Genomic DNA, 17,674 nt, shown 5'->3' on the forward strand with positions numbered 1-17,674 from the left:
TGATCCAAGGAAGTTCATACGTTCACATCATCGCAATGTTCATTTTTTGTGAACATAAACAAGATCAATGATTTTTTGTGGCCGGCTAACCGGTGATTAAGTGTCACAAATTAACCTAAGACCTCCAGCATTTCAGCAACCACTTCTACACTGCCTTCATCTTCGGAAGTCATTAAAATCGGTTTGAAATCTTTATTAGCAGGTTTAAGTATTATCCTCACATGCCGCCATGTGCCGTCTTCGCTAACTGTTTTCTCACTTTCATAGCGCTTCACGGTGAATCGTTGACCTGTTTCCGGATCCGCGGCGTCCCGGAGAAGAACAAGCACCGTTCTGCCTTGGCGTGTTCCTTCAACCGGTGATCCGAAGAGGCAGTAGGCGCCATCGGGAATCATCGGTTCCATAGACTTGCCTATCACCTGAGCCACAAACATCCCCTTTCTCAAGCGCCGACCAGTGTCAATTTCCACCCAATCCTGTTCCCAATCCAAGTCTGACACGTTCTGTGGTTCACTGAAATAGCCGGCGGCAGCTTTGAGGGGCATAAGGGGGACACAATGAACGAAGCGATCCTCTGGCATTGGATGTACAAGTCGAAGGCCGAAACGCCCCTTTTCTTTTTCCGCTTCACTTCCTTGTCGAAACCAGGATTGATCCTTCCGCAAGGCATCCCGGAGGTCGCCGGCATTGAGATAACCGGCCAACCTTCGGAAATGGCGTGTCATTGCCCCTTCATCATTCAGGTCGCTGACGGCGATTTCAATGACCTCATAGCCGTTGTTCCGCAGCCAGGACCGGATGCGTTGATCCTGTTCAGCTGTTGCGCTGTTGCCGTGGAGATGGGCGCTCAATCCATCGAGATAAATGCACACGCCCTCATCCTCATCATGGTGTGGTCCTCGGTAAATAACATCAGGTGTCGTCGTTCCGATGGCCCGGTCAAGACGGATCTGCCGGCCTCTTATTCCTTCTTCAAACCCGGCGGCTAACAACAGATGTCGCAGTCGTCGCTCCGCTTCGTTGACTGGTTGGCTTCCCTCAGCGGGGGCTTTAGAAGGTTGTCTGGCAGGGATCTCGTGGTCCTCCGTCAATCCTGTTCCCCATGCTGCAAGACGTTCCTGTGCAGCCTTCCGGTCGAGATACTTGTGATAGTATCCGTTGCGGAAGGTCTGGAGACAATCGATACAGGATTTTTCGCAGGCAGCCGGACAGTGCTCCACAACCTCTTGCGCTACTGCGGCAATTTCCTCGAATCTTTGACAAATCTGATCCAGAAGTCCTGAACCGCCGGGCATGGGGTCCCACAGCAGAGCATCCACTTCTTCGCGATCTACATGTCCGATAACGAGGATCTGCAGATCATCCAGGTGCATATCCAGGACCCGGGCGGCCGCAAAGCGCAGCGTTTCAAGGACGCTATACGCCATTGTCTTATCGGAACAAGCCGGCACTGACAGGACATCTGCCACCACATCGGCATAAAACCCGATGGGGACAAGGGGTCTTCCGCAGCGCTCTTGATGGGTCTGTTCAAAGTGTTCGCGCTGCCGATCCGAGGAGAGAGGTGAGATGCTCTGCCCGCAGACCCTGCAAACAGGATAGCCGAACCTCTCGAACCGGTCGATTGCCGATGCGGCGCCGACGTTGACCATACGCAGTCTGACTCCGCGGCGATGGTGCAAAGCCTGACCACCCCATCTGTAGGCAATCCCGCCATTGTGCTGATCGAGTTCCAGGCCGTAGACCGCCACACTCATCTGGAATCTAAACTCTTCCTCATCGGAAATGTGGGATTGGTGTACAAGATCTACGTCGCAAACTGCAATGGTTTGCAGAACAACCGCTCCAAGGGCGGCTGGAGGAATGCCTATATTGGTCAATTTGACAGCCTGTCGTTCGTACGATACTTCGAAGACAGGCGTTTCCTGCCGTTGTTCATCGATGTCGCGATGATACCGGCGAGACACAAAGCGATTTCCATTGGCATAGATCAGGTTGCCGGGCACATACTCCCTCAAGGCGACTCCGGGCGGTCGAGGCAGCGCAAACGCCATTGCGCCCGCCTGCCAGAAAGGAATCTCTGCGGTTCCCAGAACGGAGCCTGTTTCCAGTCCATAACCGGGCAGGAAGCCTTCAGCAGCCAGAACCCCATACGTGTTGACATCGTCATATCCTTCCGCTTCGCGGCGGGTACGGCGGGCTGTGCCTTTGAGGCGCTTGACAAGGGTATCGCAGCGCCGGAAAAGGGACTCGTCTTCCTGGTCCAGATCGCCCTGTTTTTCCCTCAGCCCGTTAAGTCGCCTTATCTGTTCCAGAGCCCAACGCAGACGGCGTTCCAGCCGGGAAATCACCTCCTCAAGCGTACCGACCATGCCCTTCACATGGCTGCGTAACGCCTCCGGGCGCGTTACTTCTTGGTCTACTTCCGGCCAACCCTGGCAGAGTGCATGCTCCACGTAGCTGGAGAGATCATTGATGTTACCGTCGATCAAGGATTGCAGAGGAGCAAGGTCTGGTCGTTTCTCCTTCACAAAGCCGTTTTCAAAGAGATAATCCGACACTCTGTCCGGGAGGCAGGTTTTCAGTGTGTTTTCGATGTTGCGACGCTCCGTTGCGGATCGGGAGGCATCGCGGGCGTACTGGTGCAGCCTTGTAATGACCATCGCATGAACATGTTTGGCGACCATCAGCTCATTGCGCAGATTGAATGCCGGAGGGTCGACCAGGCCCGCCAGCAGTTTGAGTGGTTCGGCAAAATACGCTCGGTCGTGCGAGACGGGACGGCAATAAGTCAAATCCACCGCCATCCGGTGACGCCGACCCGCACGGCCGGCCCGCTGCCAATAATTAGCGGGTAAAGGCGGGACGTTTCGCATGAGGATCGCATCGAGCTTGCCAATGTCCACGCCCAGTTCGAGGGTGGGGGTACAGACAAAGGCATTAACCGCTTCGGAATCGCCCTTGAAGAGATTTTCAAGGCGCTCCCGTTCTTCATGGGGGACCATGGCCGTATGCTCTTCAGGCCGGAGCATCGAATATCTCTGATCGAGCAGTTGCAGGTCGTAGTTGTCTGCTTCTTCTGGGATGAATTCCAGATCACCGTCGCAGCGCCAGGCCAGACAGGTCTGCTTCGGAGTACGTCGTGTCGTGCGGCGTCGGCAGCTCCGGCATCGCCACACTCCATGATTCTGATGGAGACGCAGGCGGTCGGCGTCAACCTGGTAGACACCGCTGACTCTTGAGAGGGGCTTTCCCTTCGATCCTTTGAGGCGGACCGGTTTGAGGAGACCTATACCCACGAGAAGGCGGAACAAGCCTTCCAGAAAGGATTCGGTATTCTCCGCGGACACGCCCCACTTTCTGGCCATCTGACTTATTGTGGTATGACCCTTATCGCTGAACCATTGGGCTACCAGTTCCTGTCGTTCCTCCGGGCTGCGCTGAAGTTTTGTTCCAACCGGTCCTCCCAACTGGGGAAGGTAGCCCTGCTGGACTTCGAGATCCCCATCCATCCAGTATTTGGTGAAAATTTCGCGTTCCGGGTCATGCAATACCCGCTTGCGTCGCAGATAATCGAGAAGGCCTGCGACACCGTCGCGGAGATCCTCGGGAGGCATGCCGAGGGCATGGGCATTTTCCTGAATCCAGGGCAACGCGGGGTCAAGGCCTTCATAATCCACCTTCATCCGTCCCCATGGTTCGAGACCAATGGCTTGCCTGGAGGAAAGCGTGACTTCCCGCAGCACCTGAATGCGGAGAAATTTCCGTCGTTCCTGTTCGTGGCGACCGCCTCCGCCTTCTCGACGGACCACTTGCCACACCTCGGGAACAAGGGCACGGGAAAGCGCCTCGTCCCTTTCCAGAATCTCATCGAGGTGCATGGCCAGATCGCCGATGGAAACAGAACCGTTTTTGAGACCCTCGGCCATGAGGGCGCGCAGGCGGAAACGACGGGCATGATCCTTCATCCAGCCTGCCTGGAAGGCGGCATCCTGCCGGTTGTCGCAGAAAACCAGGAGACGTGGCCGTTCCGAATGGTGCACCATGTCCTGAGCCAGAACATGCACGTCGGCCACATTGGTCGCACGGACCGGTCGCGCCGGTTCCCGGTAGTTGCTGCCGATACGCCGCCCGTTGGACCCGCAGGAGAGGCAACTCGTAAGCATGCCTGGATTGTCTCCCTTCTGCCGCACGGCATAAAGAAGCACCGGTTCCCCGACTGCACCGCAATGGCGGCAACGCTTCACTGCATCGGGATGGGCGGCGCCACAACGGCGGCAGAAATAGATGGCAGCGAGACGCTCATGTTCGTCGAGATCTTCGTCATCGCTGCCGCCGACAATCTGGTCAACGAGCACGACTCGGTTTCCACCTTGAGCTTCTTCCAGCGGTTGCCAGAAGAACCCATCGCCGGAAAGTTCGCCGCCGCCCGGCCGTCGGCTTGAAAATTCAAAATCCTTCAAAAAGGCGACAAAGTAATGTTGCCCGCAGGTGGTGCAGGTTGTGACAGAAAAATGGGCGCTTCGCTCTTCACTTCCTCCGGCTTCGATTTCGTCTTCTGCGGCGAGCCAGAGTTTCGGCCCCGTTTCGCCTTCCGGAAAGGACACAACGGCGCCGCTGATGCCTCGAATAAAGACATGTACAACGGGTCTTATCAGTGGCCTACCCTCTTTCCTTGCTGCCGCCCCTAGAGTAAGCCAGGCCAGAACCTCCGCTTCGGTTACGGAACGGCCGATTTTCTTTTCCAACTCAACCGGAAGTTCTTGAAGAGGGCGCGGCGATGCAAGGACTTCGGTAAGTCGAAAGACAATCTCGTTCTTTGCTAGACCGGCATGAAGGGCTTCGGACCAATTCCCAGCCGAGAGATCGGATGAGGCCAGTGAGCGATAGACCGTGCGGACAGCGGCTCCTTCTTCCTGCTCTTCCTCCACAGCCTGCACGCATTCATTGAGCAACAGACCGGTATCTTTTTTCGGCATAGGGGGCGTTACGCGTTTGTGGGCCCATACCTCAGGCTGGTATGCCTCACTGACGGTGACGACCCTTTCCTTCTCCACGCCAAAGAAACGGGACGCAAAATCACGTGCCGCATCGGGATTCCGCTGATCGGCAATGGTTGCCGATGTAGCGATGCAGACGGATTCCTGGGTTTCCCGCCCACAGAAGGTCCGGAGTCTGCGGATGAGACAGGCCGTTTCAGCCCCTTGGGCGCCCGCAAAGGTATGAGCCTCGTCAAAAACGAGGAAATCGAGCCTTGCATCGGCAAACAACTCGACATCCCGCTGGCGGGTAAGCAGGAGCTCCAGCTGCTTCACGTTGGTCAGCAGGATTCGCGGTTGACGGCCGGGAGTTCGCATTTTTTCCCGGGAGCAGATCTCCTCCGGGGGATGAACGGTTTCACTTCGCTTTTCCCGGTGCACCTCCGCAAGTCTTGCCTCATAATCGGCCAGGGACGACCCGGCGGGCAGGCGGATGCCCGTTACTTCAGCCTCCCGCTCCGGTGTCTTCCCGACATACATGCCGAAGGAAATGTCCGTACCGGCCAGAAGAGACCGCAGACGGCCGAGCTGGTCTTCGGCCAGGGCATTCATGGGATAGACGATGACGGCGCTGATGCCCGCAGGCGCCCCTTCATCGCGCAAGGAAAAACATTTGCTGATAATGGGATAGAGAAAGCATTCGGTTTTGCCGGAGCCGGTTCCCGTCGAGACCAGAGTCGTCCGCCCGGCATGAATGGCCCGGATCGCCTCCTCCTGGTGCCCGTAGACCCGGGAAATCTCCGCGGGGATGCGGTGTCGCATGTGGGGGTGAAAGATACTCTCCCGCACCAGCTCTTCGATCGTTGTCCCCTGCCGGAAGGGGCGGGAGAGGCTGATATAGGGCCCCTTCAAGAGGGGTGAATGCCGGGTTTCATCCAGAGACAGCAGTTGCCGCATCTGTGCATGGAGGCGCTCATCGGCGAAAGGATAGGCGGTAAGCTGATAGCGGAGAAAACTTCGGACAACCTTTTCGGTAAAGACAATCGGATTTAATGCCATGATCAGCCCTCGTAATCAGCGCTGTGTGTCCGGACCGGCGCCTTTTCCCGGCCTGCTCGGCCGGGCCAGATAATTCCGCACATTTTGAATTTTCCATAGAATAGCTGGATGCCCGGCGATACGGCCGGCTTCCTCCGGATCCTGTGAAAAGAGCAATTCAGGCCGCAGCTCCCCCTGATGAACGGCGGCGATGAACCCTTCCTCATCGGGATCCAAGGTCAGAAACTTCGCCAAGTTTCCCCATGCGTGTTCAATAAGTTCCCCCCGGACAGCCGTGACACCAGTCAGAAGGGGGGCAAGCCGTTCTTCAATAGCCTGATCGGTCAGGCCTGCCTCAAGACGTTCTCTGGTATAGGTCATAAGCGGATGTTCAAGAATGGAGGAAAGGGCGATGAACCATCGCCGAAACCGGATTGATTTGAATGCCTCTGTCGATGCCAGCGGAGGATAGGCGACATCCCAGGCATCTCTTACCGCACTGCGATCGAGTAGGGCCAAGAACTTGCCGATGAGAATCTCCTCCAGGCTGACGACCTGGACAAGGGGGCGATCCAATTCACCGGGCTGCCAGAGTTCGCGCCTCTCAGTCCCGGCGATAGGCATCCGGAAGAGAAAATTCAGATCTATCTCGATCCGATCCTCCGGACCGAGGGCAGATCGGTAGAAGAGATAAAACTTCCGTCCAGCGAATGCGTCGGCTGACTGTTGCACACGATAACCTTGGCGCCGGGCCAGATCGACAACAGCCTGCTCCACAACCGGCCGGGCTTCCAGCATGTCCGTTCGGTCGAGATGCCCTATGTAATTGTAATCAAGATCTACGGAGAGCCGTTTGGGCGGACCGAAACAGAGGTTGAAAGCCGTGCCGCCTTTTAGAGCAAGCACCACCCCGAGAAGCGGGTGCCGCTTGATATCTGCCGCCATTTCCCCGAGCCGCACGACCTTTTCCAGCGGTTCGATCCGATAGCCGGTCTGATTTGAGCAGTGTCTCAGGTACTCCAGACTAACGTTCATCAGGCTCTCCCGGAGACAAAACAACCTTGGGAATGATCAGGTTCCAGCGTTTGACAAGGAGGCCGCCCCGCTGCCCGCGCTCGATGTACGCCCGGGAACGTGGACGGTGCTGTTCCATGCGCGTCAGAAGCGCATCAGGCGCATGGAAAACGTTCTGAAACCTCTCCAGAAACCAACCCGTTTCCGCCCAGAGCTTTGCCATGTCGTACCGGCTCAGGACCTCCTCCAGGAGTTCAAGATCCAGGGTGGTGAAACCGGCGGCGGAGTTAACCAGTTCCTCCAGTCCTCCGATCAGCGCCGGTCGGCTGAATCCTTCAACCAATGTTCGTTCGGGGCCGGTGACATTGAGCAGTTTGCCTTGACGCTCTATCCGCCGTGTGCCGATTTGCTTGTCCGAGTCGCCCTTCATTGAAAGGGGAATATCCAGGAAACGGAGAGTTGCGTCTTCCAGTACAAGCGGCCGACGGCGCCCGTTGATATAAAGGGTGCATTGATTCCAAAGCGAGTGCGCGGCACCGAGCAGCTCCAAGGCGCTGTGGTGCGAAAAGACACCGTCAGGGTACATGGCACTTGCCACCAGAAAAGGATCGGGATGGAAATGCTCCGGGGACCAAGTCGGAGGGACAACAGCATATATCTCGCGTGTAACGTGTTTCAAGCGACCCACCCTGAGATGGTGCTTTAGTCGTTCGACGACACGCAACCGTTTTCCCCCCGGTGCCAGGTCCGCAACGGCCTCGTCGAGAGAAAAAACCGGGTGGGTGGCAAAGAAATCTGTCCCTCGTGGTTTTTGTTCTGTGTTCATATAGGTAATAATATTCCCTGTATCAAGTCGAAACGCCAACTGGCAGCAGCCGGCCTGTTGCTAATATGATTCACTATGGGTAATTATTTTACCTTTTCAATCGCATAATGCAAACGAACCTTTTCACCAAAATGGTCGTCTTTTCCCGATCGATGCGCACAGCCAGTCATTTTACTTTCAGAAACCAACGAAGAGCTTGCGGTCCATGAACAAATGTTGGCGCTTTTGCCCTGGCTCTATGCAGTGCTTCGGCTAAAATTCGAAAAGCTTCCAGAATGGTCGATTTTCCTGAGTTGTTCGGGCCCACAAGAATATTAAACCGTTCCAATGATACAGAAAAATCTTGGAATGCTTTGTAATGTGAGAACTTTACCGATGTAATCCGATGCAATTCGTTCATTTCATTTTTCCGATGGCCCGTTAACCCACGTAAGCTCCAGGATGTCTTCAGTCAAAAAGCTCGCCTTGTTTCATTCTGCCAAGATCTGCCGTTGTAGGTTGCTCTGGTCCCTTGAGTAATTTTTGCTCGCTCCCGGGGAAATTTATGTCATCAAGAAGTTGTTGATAGCCCGTTTCTCCCAGGAGGTTGCGGGCGTGGAGGTGACACTCGCGCCAGGATTCCTCGGGCGATTGGGCAAGCTGCCAGTCATAGAAGCGTGGTCCGAGGCGGGAGGCAACGGGTTGAGGACACCTCGCCCGGTCGTCATGGCCGAGGCCATAGTCGGCCAAGCAGAGGGTTTCGGGGAGCATCCAACCCTTGCCATCGTTTTGATTGAGGAATAGCTTGATTCCCTCTTCACGGTTGCCACCGCAGGCGCGGATCTTTTCTTCCAGGTCGTGGAAAGCGATGAGGGTCAGAACTGTGTGACGGAGTTCGGGGTCCTTGTCCTTGTCGACACGCCAGAAACCTTTAGGATTATTTCCTATTGCGATTGGAAGCGGATGGTCACAGCCATACAAAATGTGGCGTAAGTCACCACTGCTAAGTCCATATCGGTTGGCTATGAGTACATCGGCCACACAGCGGAGTCGAAAGCGTTCAGCTTCGGATAGCGCCCAATTAGCCTTCCAGGCACCCGAGATTGTTTGTTCGGGTTCGATCCAAAACTCCGCCATTCTTTCAGTGGGAGCATTGAGTATTAGAGCGATACCCTTCAGACTCTTGTCACTTTCCGGACTTTGGTCAGGAAGCGCAGATTCGTCAATTACAAACCAGTTCAGATGAAGCCCGCCGCATCGGAACCGGGAAACTGAGTCATAGGCAAAGGAATTGAGGATTGTCGCTAACAGGAGGGGGGTTGCACTCCTGAGGATAGGGGCGGAATTTCCACAGGGCACTTCGGCAACAGTACAAGAAAACATCGTTCTGGTATTGGTTGCCGAGGTTACATCGATGAAGGTCACTTTACGCCGACTTGGCCACCACCATTGGGTGAAATTGACCGGATCACGGAGTCTTTCAGCCTCCCATTCAGCCTCTTCTCTGCTGTAAATTTTTGCGAATTCCTGGAGATAGGCCAATAATTCCAGTTCCTGCCATTTCTCCAACGAGAGCATATACTGCGGTTCGATCTGCTTCCTGTCCCAGGAAATATCCCGCCAGACTGCCCCGCGGCCTTTTCCGCTGACCCAACCTTTCTGGCTGAAGTCGAACTGGCCGATCATCCGGCCCTCATATAATGGCAATGCCGTATCCTCAACTTGCTTTTCCCTTATCCAGGCATCGGCTTCGCGGGAGAGGATGATGCCTGGCGGGATGTCGGCACGGGGAATGGGGAGGGTGTCGTAGGGGGGCTGGGCGCAGCGGACGCGCCAGGTTGTGCGCTGAACGTCGCCGGGTTTGAGCCAATGGCCGTGGATGTGGCGTGCCTGGGCGGTGCGTTTTTCCGGTCCGGCAGAGGTATCGAAGAGCCAATCTTCGAGCTCGATTTCGGCAGGTCTTGGACGGGTTGGGTCGATGTCCAACTCTGCCCAGAGTTCTTCGATGGGCCGCCAGTCGCCTTTAAGCCAGCGGCTGTATTCATCGGGGCGGTATCCCTGGGCTTCCCACCGGGGACGCGGAGGAAAGAGCCGCGAATCGTTGGTCATATGAAATTCCGTGGCATAACGGATGCCCCAGCCGTCGGGGCTGTCGTCGCCGAGGAGAACGGAGTTGGCGTAGATCTTCTCTAGGATCTCCAGATCCCGCTGCGACTGGATTTCGAGGATGGCCAGGGAACGGGGGCTGAAGCGGGCAATCTGGGTGCGGGAATAAGGCGTTGCGAAGGTCTCGGCGCGCTCCCAGTCTTCGAGTTTGCGGCGCATGAAGGCCGTGGAGATCGCCTCCGTGGCGCCGCCCTTCTGGAGAATGACGGGATTGAACTTGAAACGGCTGTCGATTTCGAAGACCTTGTCCCGGTTTTCAAAGCCGAAGAGCCATTCCCAGCGGCATTGATCGAGAAAGAGACGGCGCAGTCCCCCTGTTCCGTGGTCGGAATAGAGGCCCGAAGGGACGATGAATCCCAAGCGGCCGTCCGGGCGAAGGAGGGCATGGGCCTGCTCCAGGAAGGCCTTGTAGAGGTTGATATCGGCTGATCCCTGATGACGGAAGGGATGGGCCGGATCGGCGAAGCCCCGGTTTTGCGAGCGGATCTTCCGCCAGTGTGCATGCAAAAGGGCATTGTCCCGGCCGCGGGCAATGGCAAAGCGGTCGGAACTGGCCTCGTTTTCCTTGGGATCGCCGTAGGGGCTCGCGGCATAGCTCATGAAGTTCGACTGGGCGCGAAAGTCGGCGTTATAGTCAAGCCAGTTTTGTTCGATTTCCCTAGTTTCGAAGTATCCGGTCTGATGGCGGAGGGCTTCCTGTTTGCCGTAGGCGCGATAGAGGGGATCGATATTGGAGAAGAACTCCTTGGAATTGGGCTTGGCGATGTCCCAGGGCGGATTGCCGAGGATGGCGTCAAAACCGGTCTTTTGCGCACAGAAGACGTCGGGGAATTCCAGCTCCCAGTGGAAGAAGCGCTTGGCTTGGGCGATCCGGGCGGCAAGTGACCGGGTCTCCGGCGACGGTTCAGAAAAGGTCGTCGGAAGAGGAGCGGAATCCAGGGCATCCGCCGGCCAGAACCAGCAGGCGCACCAGAGGTCCAGAGCGGACTTCAGGGATTGCCATGCCGGAGAGCCGAGGATCTCCTCCCGGTAGATCCGGGCGCGCTCCGCACTTAACTGGACGGGCAGTTCATGGAGGCGCGCAAAAACGGCTAGGGCATCGGCATGGGCCTTGGCGGCTTCCTCCTGAATATCCGGCGAAAAGAGAGTGGGACCTTCCAGGAATCGCCGCAGATCAGGGGTGAGCTTCTCCCTGACGAAAGCCTTCAAGGCCTTTGTCCGCGCTTCCCGTTCGAAGTGGACACCGTTTGCAAAATTCTTGTCGCCTCCTTCGCGGTTCTTCCAGGCCATGACGGGATAGTGCCGGTATTGGTCAAACCAGGCGCCGACAAGGCTGTTGCCGCACTTGATCTTGTGGTCGAGAAAGGAGAAGGGCAGCTCCCGATCCATGGTTTCAAGCCAGAGGGACAGGCGGCAGAGCTCCACCGCCAGCGGGTCGAGGTCCACTCCGTAGATACAGCGCTCCACCACATGACGGCGCAGGCGCGCCTTGGTTTTCTTCTCGAAGTCTTCGTCTTCCGGCCGGCAGGGAAGGAACTCTTGGCAGAGCCGCTCTTCCGGCAGATCCGACAGGGGTGCAATGAGCCTTGCAATGGCCTTTTCGCCGTCGACGGCAATCCGTTTATGGAAATGGAGCGAGGCGTAAAGGCCGTCGGTGAGAAAACGCAGTGCCGCTACGGGAAAGGTTCCGGAGCCGCAGGCGGGATCACAGACTTTCAGGGCAAGAATCTCTTCGGGCTTTCGGGGCGTCCATGCTACTGCCGAGGCGGCTAAATCCGGCTGACCTGCAGCATCGGCCGGAGGATCATAGACCAGGGGACGCAAGGTTCGCTGGACCGTGGGCACGGCCAGACCCGGCCGGGTATAAAAGGTTCCCGATCCTTTGCGGGTGCCGCCCCAGCGAACGACATACCACTCGCCGGGAAGAATAACTCGGACGACAAGCTGCCGGGCCTTCCGGGCAATGGCGTCTTCATAAACGATACGTCGTTCTGGCGTCAGGGCGCCACGAGGGCGGCGGACAAGGTTGCCTACATCCACGGCCCGGCGTGCCCAGGTCTCGGCTCGGGTGCGCGTCACATGACGATCGTCGCCCGGTTCCTCGATTCTCTCTTCCGCAGAATTTTCCTCGGCAACGGCATAGAGGCCTCCGATCCTATCCTCGTTTTCATCGCCATCATCGGAAGTATCCGCAGCTTCTTCATCACCGTCGGTGGACACTTCTTCGCCGGTTTCCTCATCTGTCTCTTCTTCCTGCCCCGTGTTCTTCATCTTCTCCAGGAGATCGGCGATAGCCCGGTCGTCCATCCCTTCGAGACGGGAAAGCGGCAGGGCCGGTTGGTTGCCGACGGCCAGGAAGATAACCGGATCGCCGGGCGGGGCGGTTTTCAATTCGAAGTCGAGCAGCCCTTCGTAAAGGATGCCGATGTATTCGCTGGAGAGATCCGAGAAGTCGACAGGTGCGGGAACCCACATACTGACCCTTCCCTGCCGGAGTTTAACCCGTGTCCTTGTGAGGAGTTCCAGCATGTGATGGACTTCCCGATCGGAGAGAATTTCCCGATCGAAGCAGGCGTTCTCGAAAATGGCAAGGGCTCGCGACAGGCCATCGGGTGAAACGGCATCGCCCGGGGCGAAGAGTTCACCGCCGTAAGCGGGCACAAGGAGCTTTTCATGGGAAGAGCCCTGACAAACAAGACGGAAGAGGGCCAGAATCCTCGGCCATGCGCTCCAGGAGCGGGCAAGGCGGCTGCCGCCGCGAGCCGCTGACTTTTCCAGATCTTCGAGGAGACCTGTCAAGCCGTAGGCGCCGTAATAGAGAGAATTTTCGCGGGGAAGAAGATCGCGGGATTCGGCGAAGAGGATGACAACCATCCGCATGACGATCCTTACGGCGGCCTGGTAAATCTCGGCAGGATCGATCCCGCCTCCCTGTTCCTTCAGAATATCGCCGTGGCTCTGAACGAGGATCTCGACGGCTTCGCGGACCCGTTCGCCCAGGACAGCCGAGAGTTCCGCCTGCCCCTTGCGGCTGTCGAGAATCGCCTCCAGGAGCGGGGAAGGCGCCCCCGAGGTTACTGGAGTCCAGAGAGCCGGGGCCAGGAGTGTTCGCAGAGCGGCCACCTGAGGGGACAGGGTGCCCTCTTCAAACCAGAGTTCCAGATCCCATTCACACCAAGCGTCAAAATCGAGACCAGTGAAGATCAACCGCCACTGGCGGCCGTTGGTAAGGACGGCAAGACGCTCGTTTCCCCCACGGAGCCAGGACACGACCTGGCTGACAGAGCGCCGGCCGCGTCCGACACCGAGGCGGACCTCATCATCGATAAAGACGGGAAGAACCGCGTCATTTGAAGCACGCCAAAGGTGGCGGGGTTTCACCGTCTCACCCGTCACGGCCCGGCGGCCCCATTCGGCGCTCACCTGACTGCCCCGCTGCCATGATCCGTTTGGTGAGGCAAAACCGCAGATTTCTTCCAGGACGAAGCGAACAAATTCCGTTTTGTTCCCCCCATCATCCAGAAGCGCCCCCGCCTGACGCCGCAGTTCTCTTTCCCGCCAAGGCGAAAGCGTTTCCGGGATATGCTCGGCAATCCTCTTCAGTCGCGGCGCATCGAGAAGAAGCCCTCCATGACGCAGGCGGTCCCAGCCGATCAGTTCCGTACCGTTCATGAAACACCTCCGGGGAGCCATACCTCGATGGCGACGGGGAATACCAGGGCAGGGGCGGACATGGCATGCCTTCGGGGAAGAAGATACCGCACGATCCGCTCGCGCTCCTTTTCCAGCTGAACGCGAACTTCTTCGTAGTGCCGGGTGCGGCGGGCAATTTCCGCCTGCCTTTCCTCGATGGAGCGGTCGATGGCATCGATCCGGGCTTCTTCATCGAAAAGAAGGCCTTGTCGGCGTTCTCTCTTCAGCTTATCAATCTCCCGTTCAAGCTTACCCAGGGTATTTTCGGCAATCAGTGCCGAGACCTCACCCTGGCGGCTGCGGTAGCGGGTTTCTTCCTGCCGTCGGGCCTGGATACCGGTTGCTTCCAACTGCTTCCGAAGTTCGGCCGTGAGCTTCTGGTTATAATCGGCAAGGAATTGCCTGAGGTCTGGTAACACTTCATCAATGAGGTCACGGGCCTTGTCGTATAAAAGATCGTCATTGACGGCAGCAGAACAGCGCAGATCCATCGCGGGACGATGGGCAAGAGGCTTTCCGAGGGCGCCGTTCCGAAAGGGGAAAAGGAGCGTGCGGACCCAATGGTGAAAGGTCTCCCGCAGGTCATTAATGGCTAGTTCTTCGATGCTGAACAGAATCAGCGCCTCGGCGTCTGGTGGTAAGTTTCCCTTCCTCACGGTCCAGCGGGAGACCTCCTCCCCGCCGCCGGGAAAACGACGGCGCGTCAGGGCGGAGAGTGCACGCTGGAGCATCGGATGAGAGAGATGCATGAGCAGGACGTCCGGTCGAGGAGCGAAGATGCGCCGTTCGCCGATCTGCTGGAGAAAGGGCTCGGGACTGAAGGCCAGACGGGCGACGGGTCCACGACTGCCCTTTCCTGCACTGCGTCGCAAGGTTTCATCGATGACCTCACTCCAGCCGGAAAGAGCAGGATTCAAAATCCGACAGGTGGCCTCATCTCGTCGCCGCTCAAATTGGGGACGGCCGACTCGGATCGCCATCGCTCCTTCGAGGGTATCCCGGAGAGATTCCGGATCGAGATCCATTTCGGCGGCCAGAAAGTGGAGGCGTTCATCCGCAGCCCGGCCTTCTGCACCGGTTTCGGTTGTATCGTCAGCTTCAACAACCGCCCGACCAAGGGCGGAGGAAATGCGGCGGTCCAGATCGGCCTGCACACCAGCCGCGCTCTCTCCCTCAACCAGGCGCCGGTGGGCCGCTTCGTCGAAAAGCTCATTCGTGGACCCCAGATCTTCGCGGATTTCGTCCGCCTTACGGATCACGTGGGCAAGGAAGTTCAAGTCCTGATCCTGGTCGGTGACGAAGTGATAGACCGTCACATCCCGGGCCTGGCCATGACGATCAAGTCTGCCGTTGCGCTGTTCGAGCCGAGAAGGGTTCCAGGGGCAGTCAAAGTGAAGGACGGTTCGCGCCGTCCACTGGAGGTTCAGTCCCTCGGCCGCGGCATCGGTGCCCAGCAGAATGCGCACGGGATGTGAGGGATTGTTAAAGGCCTGTTTTACAAGGTCGCGTTCGATCTCATCCATCCCGCCATAGAGCGTGAGAATCCGGTCCGCCTCATAACGTTCACGGAGACGACGAGTCAGGTAGTCGAGGGTGGTCTTGTATTCCGTAAAGACCACGAGACGCTCGTCATTGCGCCAGTTCTGTTCATGCCGCAGGAGCCTTTCAATAAGAGAGATGAAGGCATCGAAGCGAGCATCGGCGGCAGGGTCCTGAGCGTCGAGATTGTTGCAAGACGTGTCGAATCCCATCTCGGCAACGGCCTTGTCAATGGCCGCTATCTCTTCTCTCAGATCGGAGGCTACGGCTTTCAGCCAGGAACCGACGACACCAGCGGCTGTGGCTTCGCGGGATTGGGTTTCTCTGTCGTCGCCGGTTTCTCGTTCGAGGTGGCGCTTGGCTGCCATGACGTCAGTTTCTTCCGCGGGAACGCCTTCTTCCAGACCTTCGCGGCATCGACGCCATGATTCGGCAAAGGCTGTCGGACAGCTCAGAAGACGTTTGCCGAGGATTTCAACGGCAAAACAGCCGGCGCGACGGCGACGGGTTTCACCGGCACTGACCAGTTTCCGAATGGCTTTGCGGAAGTCATCAAAAGCCGTGCTCAAGGCGATCTCCTGAGGTGAGAGTTCAAGAACGAGAGCCTGAGGCGGATTGCGTTTGCAAAACCTGGGTGGATTGGTACGAGCGTTGACTTCTTTTTTCAGACGCCGGAGAACGATCTGATGGACACGTTCCCTTTCCGCTTTTTTCATCTCGTCTGTCTGACTGAAGCGCACGGGATCAAGAATTTCGAGGAGGCCTGTAAAACTGCGGGTGTGGCCGTTGTGTGGTGTCGCACTGAGAAATAGGCGGTGTTCGAATTGGGGCGCCAGCAGGCGAAGCATGCGGCACAGATCGCTTTCTTCACCAAAGGGTGAAGGCATCAGGTTGTGGCATTCATCGACGATGAGCAGGTCCCACGGCAGATGCGGCGACCCCTCCGGAGTGCGACAGGCGGCCAGAAACTGTGTAAGTACATCTTCCTGACGCAGGTAATGATAGGATGCGATAATGCGGCTGAAAGTGCGCCAGGGATTGGCATCCATACCGAGGCGCCGACGCAGGCTTTGGGTCTCGGCTCTGTCCACGAGAGCGAAAGGCAGAGAAAATTTTTCCCACATTTCATCACGCCATTGGAGACGGAGCGAGGCCGGGGTCAGGATCAGGACACGCTGGATCCGCCTCCGCAGTAAAAGTTCGCTCAGGATCAATCCGGCCTCGATGGTCTTGCCAAGACCTACGTCATCGGCAAGCAGAAGATTGACTCGGGGCATCTGCAGGGCTTTGAGAAGAGGCACAAGCTGAAAGTCCTCGACCTGAAAGGCTCCATGGAATGGGCTGGAAATAGGCAGAGAATTCAATGGACCACCGTCGTCAGGATCGAGAAAGGGCATTCCTGCCGTCCAGCGTGCTGCCCGTAACAGGGCATCGAAATCTTCCGCCGGCATGGGATCGGTGTTAACGACGCTCGGAAGGGCCGTGGGTTCGAGAAGGACTTTTCTCACCTCAAGTTCCCACAGGAGCTGCTCTTCAGCAGGAAGTTGGTCGTCCTTGTAGTCAAGATGGACAAGGTGAAGCCGTCCTTCTGCACCATCGAAAGGTTCCACAGCAGAAACGATTCCTCGACGGTTACGAACTATGGCGAACATACCGGGGCGAGGCACTTTTATATTTGATGTCACTTCCATGCGGATTACTCATCCATAGTTTTGATGACTACATCGTTTATTTCGGAAAAGTTACCTTCAGCGATTCTGATCACGGCATGCGATAATATGGATAATACTAGAGCAGACAAAAGGAAAGGAAAGAATGCCGCTATTGAATGGATATAAAGAAGGTCCATAGAGTCAACCCAGCGTGAGAATATCGAGCAACACCGGCAGAGCTATATCACATTCGGCATCATAATGGAATAATCGGCATATAAAAGATTAACCATATCGATATATTGCAAGATGGAAGATATCCGTGACAACACGGCATGATAAAGCATTGTGTCTTGGATGCTGGGGTAAGGTAGGAATGCAGAGTGCTGTTGTCAGAGCTTTTTCGGGCGTTCCCTATTCAACACCCTTCGGGGATACTTCTTTGGATGCCCTCGCTCTTGCCTGAGTTAACTTCTCCCTTAGGTTTTCCGGCAGATCAGCCAAAACAAACTCGATTTGCTGCGGGACACGCCCACTTGATTTTTCTTTTAAGCAGACATAGTGCATATCAGGTTCCGCCTTTGAAGTTGATGAGCGAGATAACTGCAGCCATGTTCTCTTACAATTCAAAAAATCACTAAATCTGTGAACGACGACTTGAAAATCCCTAGCACGTCTAATAGTGTAAATATTGTATTTTGAAATTAGGCACTTGCTATTTTATAAATCATTTGTGTTGCATATTTTTTTGTTTTTGCAACTCAAATGATCTTTTGTGGATCTTGTGC

General features: G+C 56.6%; 6 protein-coding genes. All 6 read right to left on the reverse strand.

The features are described 5' to 3' along the window. Window positions 1-110: 110 nt before the first annotated feature. A complete protein-coding gene (locus ACJ77P_RS11095; protein ID WP_408998257.1) occupies window positions 111-6,038 on the reverse strand; it encodes a DEAD/DEAH box helicase in 5,928 nt (1,975 codons plus the stop codon). Between the two features lie 15 nt (window positions 6,039-6,053). Continuing rightward, window positions 6,054-7,052 (reverse strand): nucleotidyl transferase AbiEii/AbiGii toxin family protein, encoded by a 999-nt coding sequence (locus tag ACJ77P_RS11100; protein ID WP_408998258.1) that lies wholly within the window; start codon window positions 7,050-7,052, stop codon window positions 6,054-6,056. Beyond that, the gene (locus tag ACJ77P_RS11105; RefSeq protein ID WP_408998259.1) at window positions 7,042-7,857 is read right to left on the reverse strand and encodes a hypothetical protein; all 816 of its coding nucleotides are present in this window, start codon (window positions 7,855-7,857) and stop codon (window positions 7,042-7,044) included. The genes ACJ77P_RS11100 and ACJ77P_RS11105 overlap by 11 nt, the downstream gene beginning before the upstream one ends. Window positions 7,858-8,023: 166 nt before the next feature. Next, window positions 8,024-8,257: an AAA family ATPase gene (locus ACJ77P_RS11110; protein ID WP_408998260.1), complete on the reverse strand. Its 234-nt coding sequence runs from the start codon at window positions 8,255-8,257 to the stop codon at window positions 8,024-8,026. Window positions 8,258-8,304: 47 nt separating this feature from the next. Continuing rightward, complete coding sequence (locus ACJ77P_RS11115; RefSeq protein WP_408998261.1) at window positions 8,305-13,674, reverse strand: Eco57I restriction-modification methylase domain-containing protein; 5,370 nt, start codon at window positions 13,672-13,674, stop codon at window positions 8,305-8,307. Beyond that, window positions 13,671-16,925 carry a DISARM system SNF2-like helicase DrmD gene (gene drmD, locus ACJ77P_RS11120; RefSeq protein ID WP_408998262.1) on the reverse strand — a complete coding sequence of 1,085 codons (3,255 nt, stop codon included), beginning with the start codon at window positions 16,923-16,925 and terminating at the stop codon, window positions 13,671-13,673. Before drmD ends, ACJ77P_RS11115 begins: the two co-directional genes overlap by 4 nt. Window positions 16,926-17,674: the final 749 nt, after the last annotated feature.

This window comes from Syntrophus buswellii, assembly GCF_046097065.1.
Classification (GTDB): Bacteria; Desulfobacterota; Syntrophia; order Syntrophales; family Syntrophaceae; genus Syntrophus; species Syntrophus buswellii.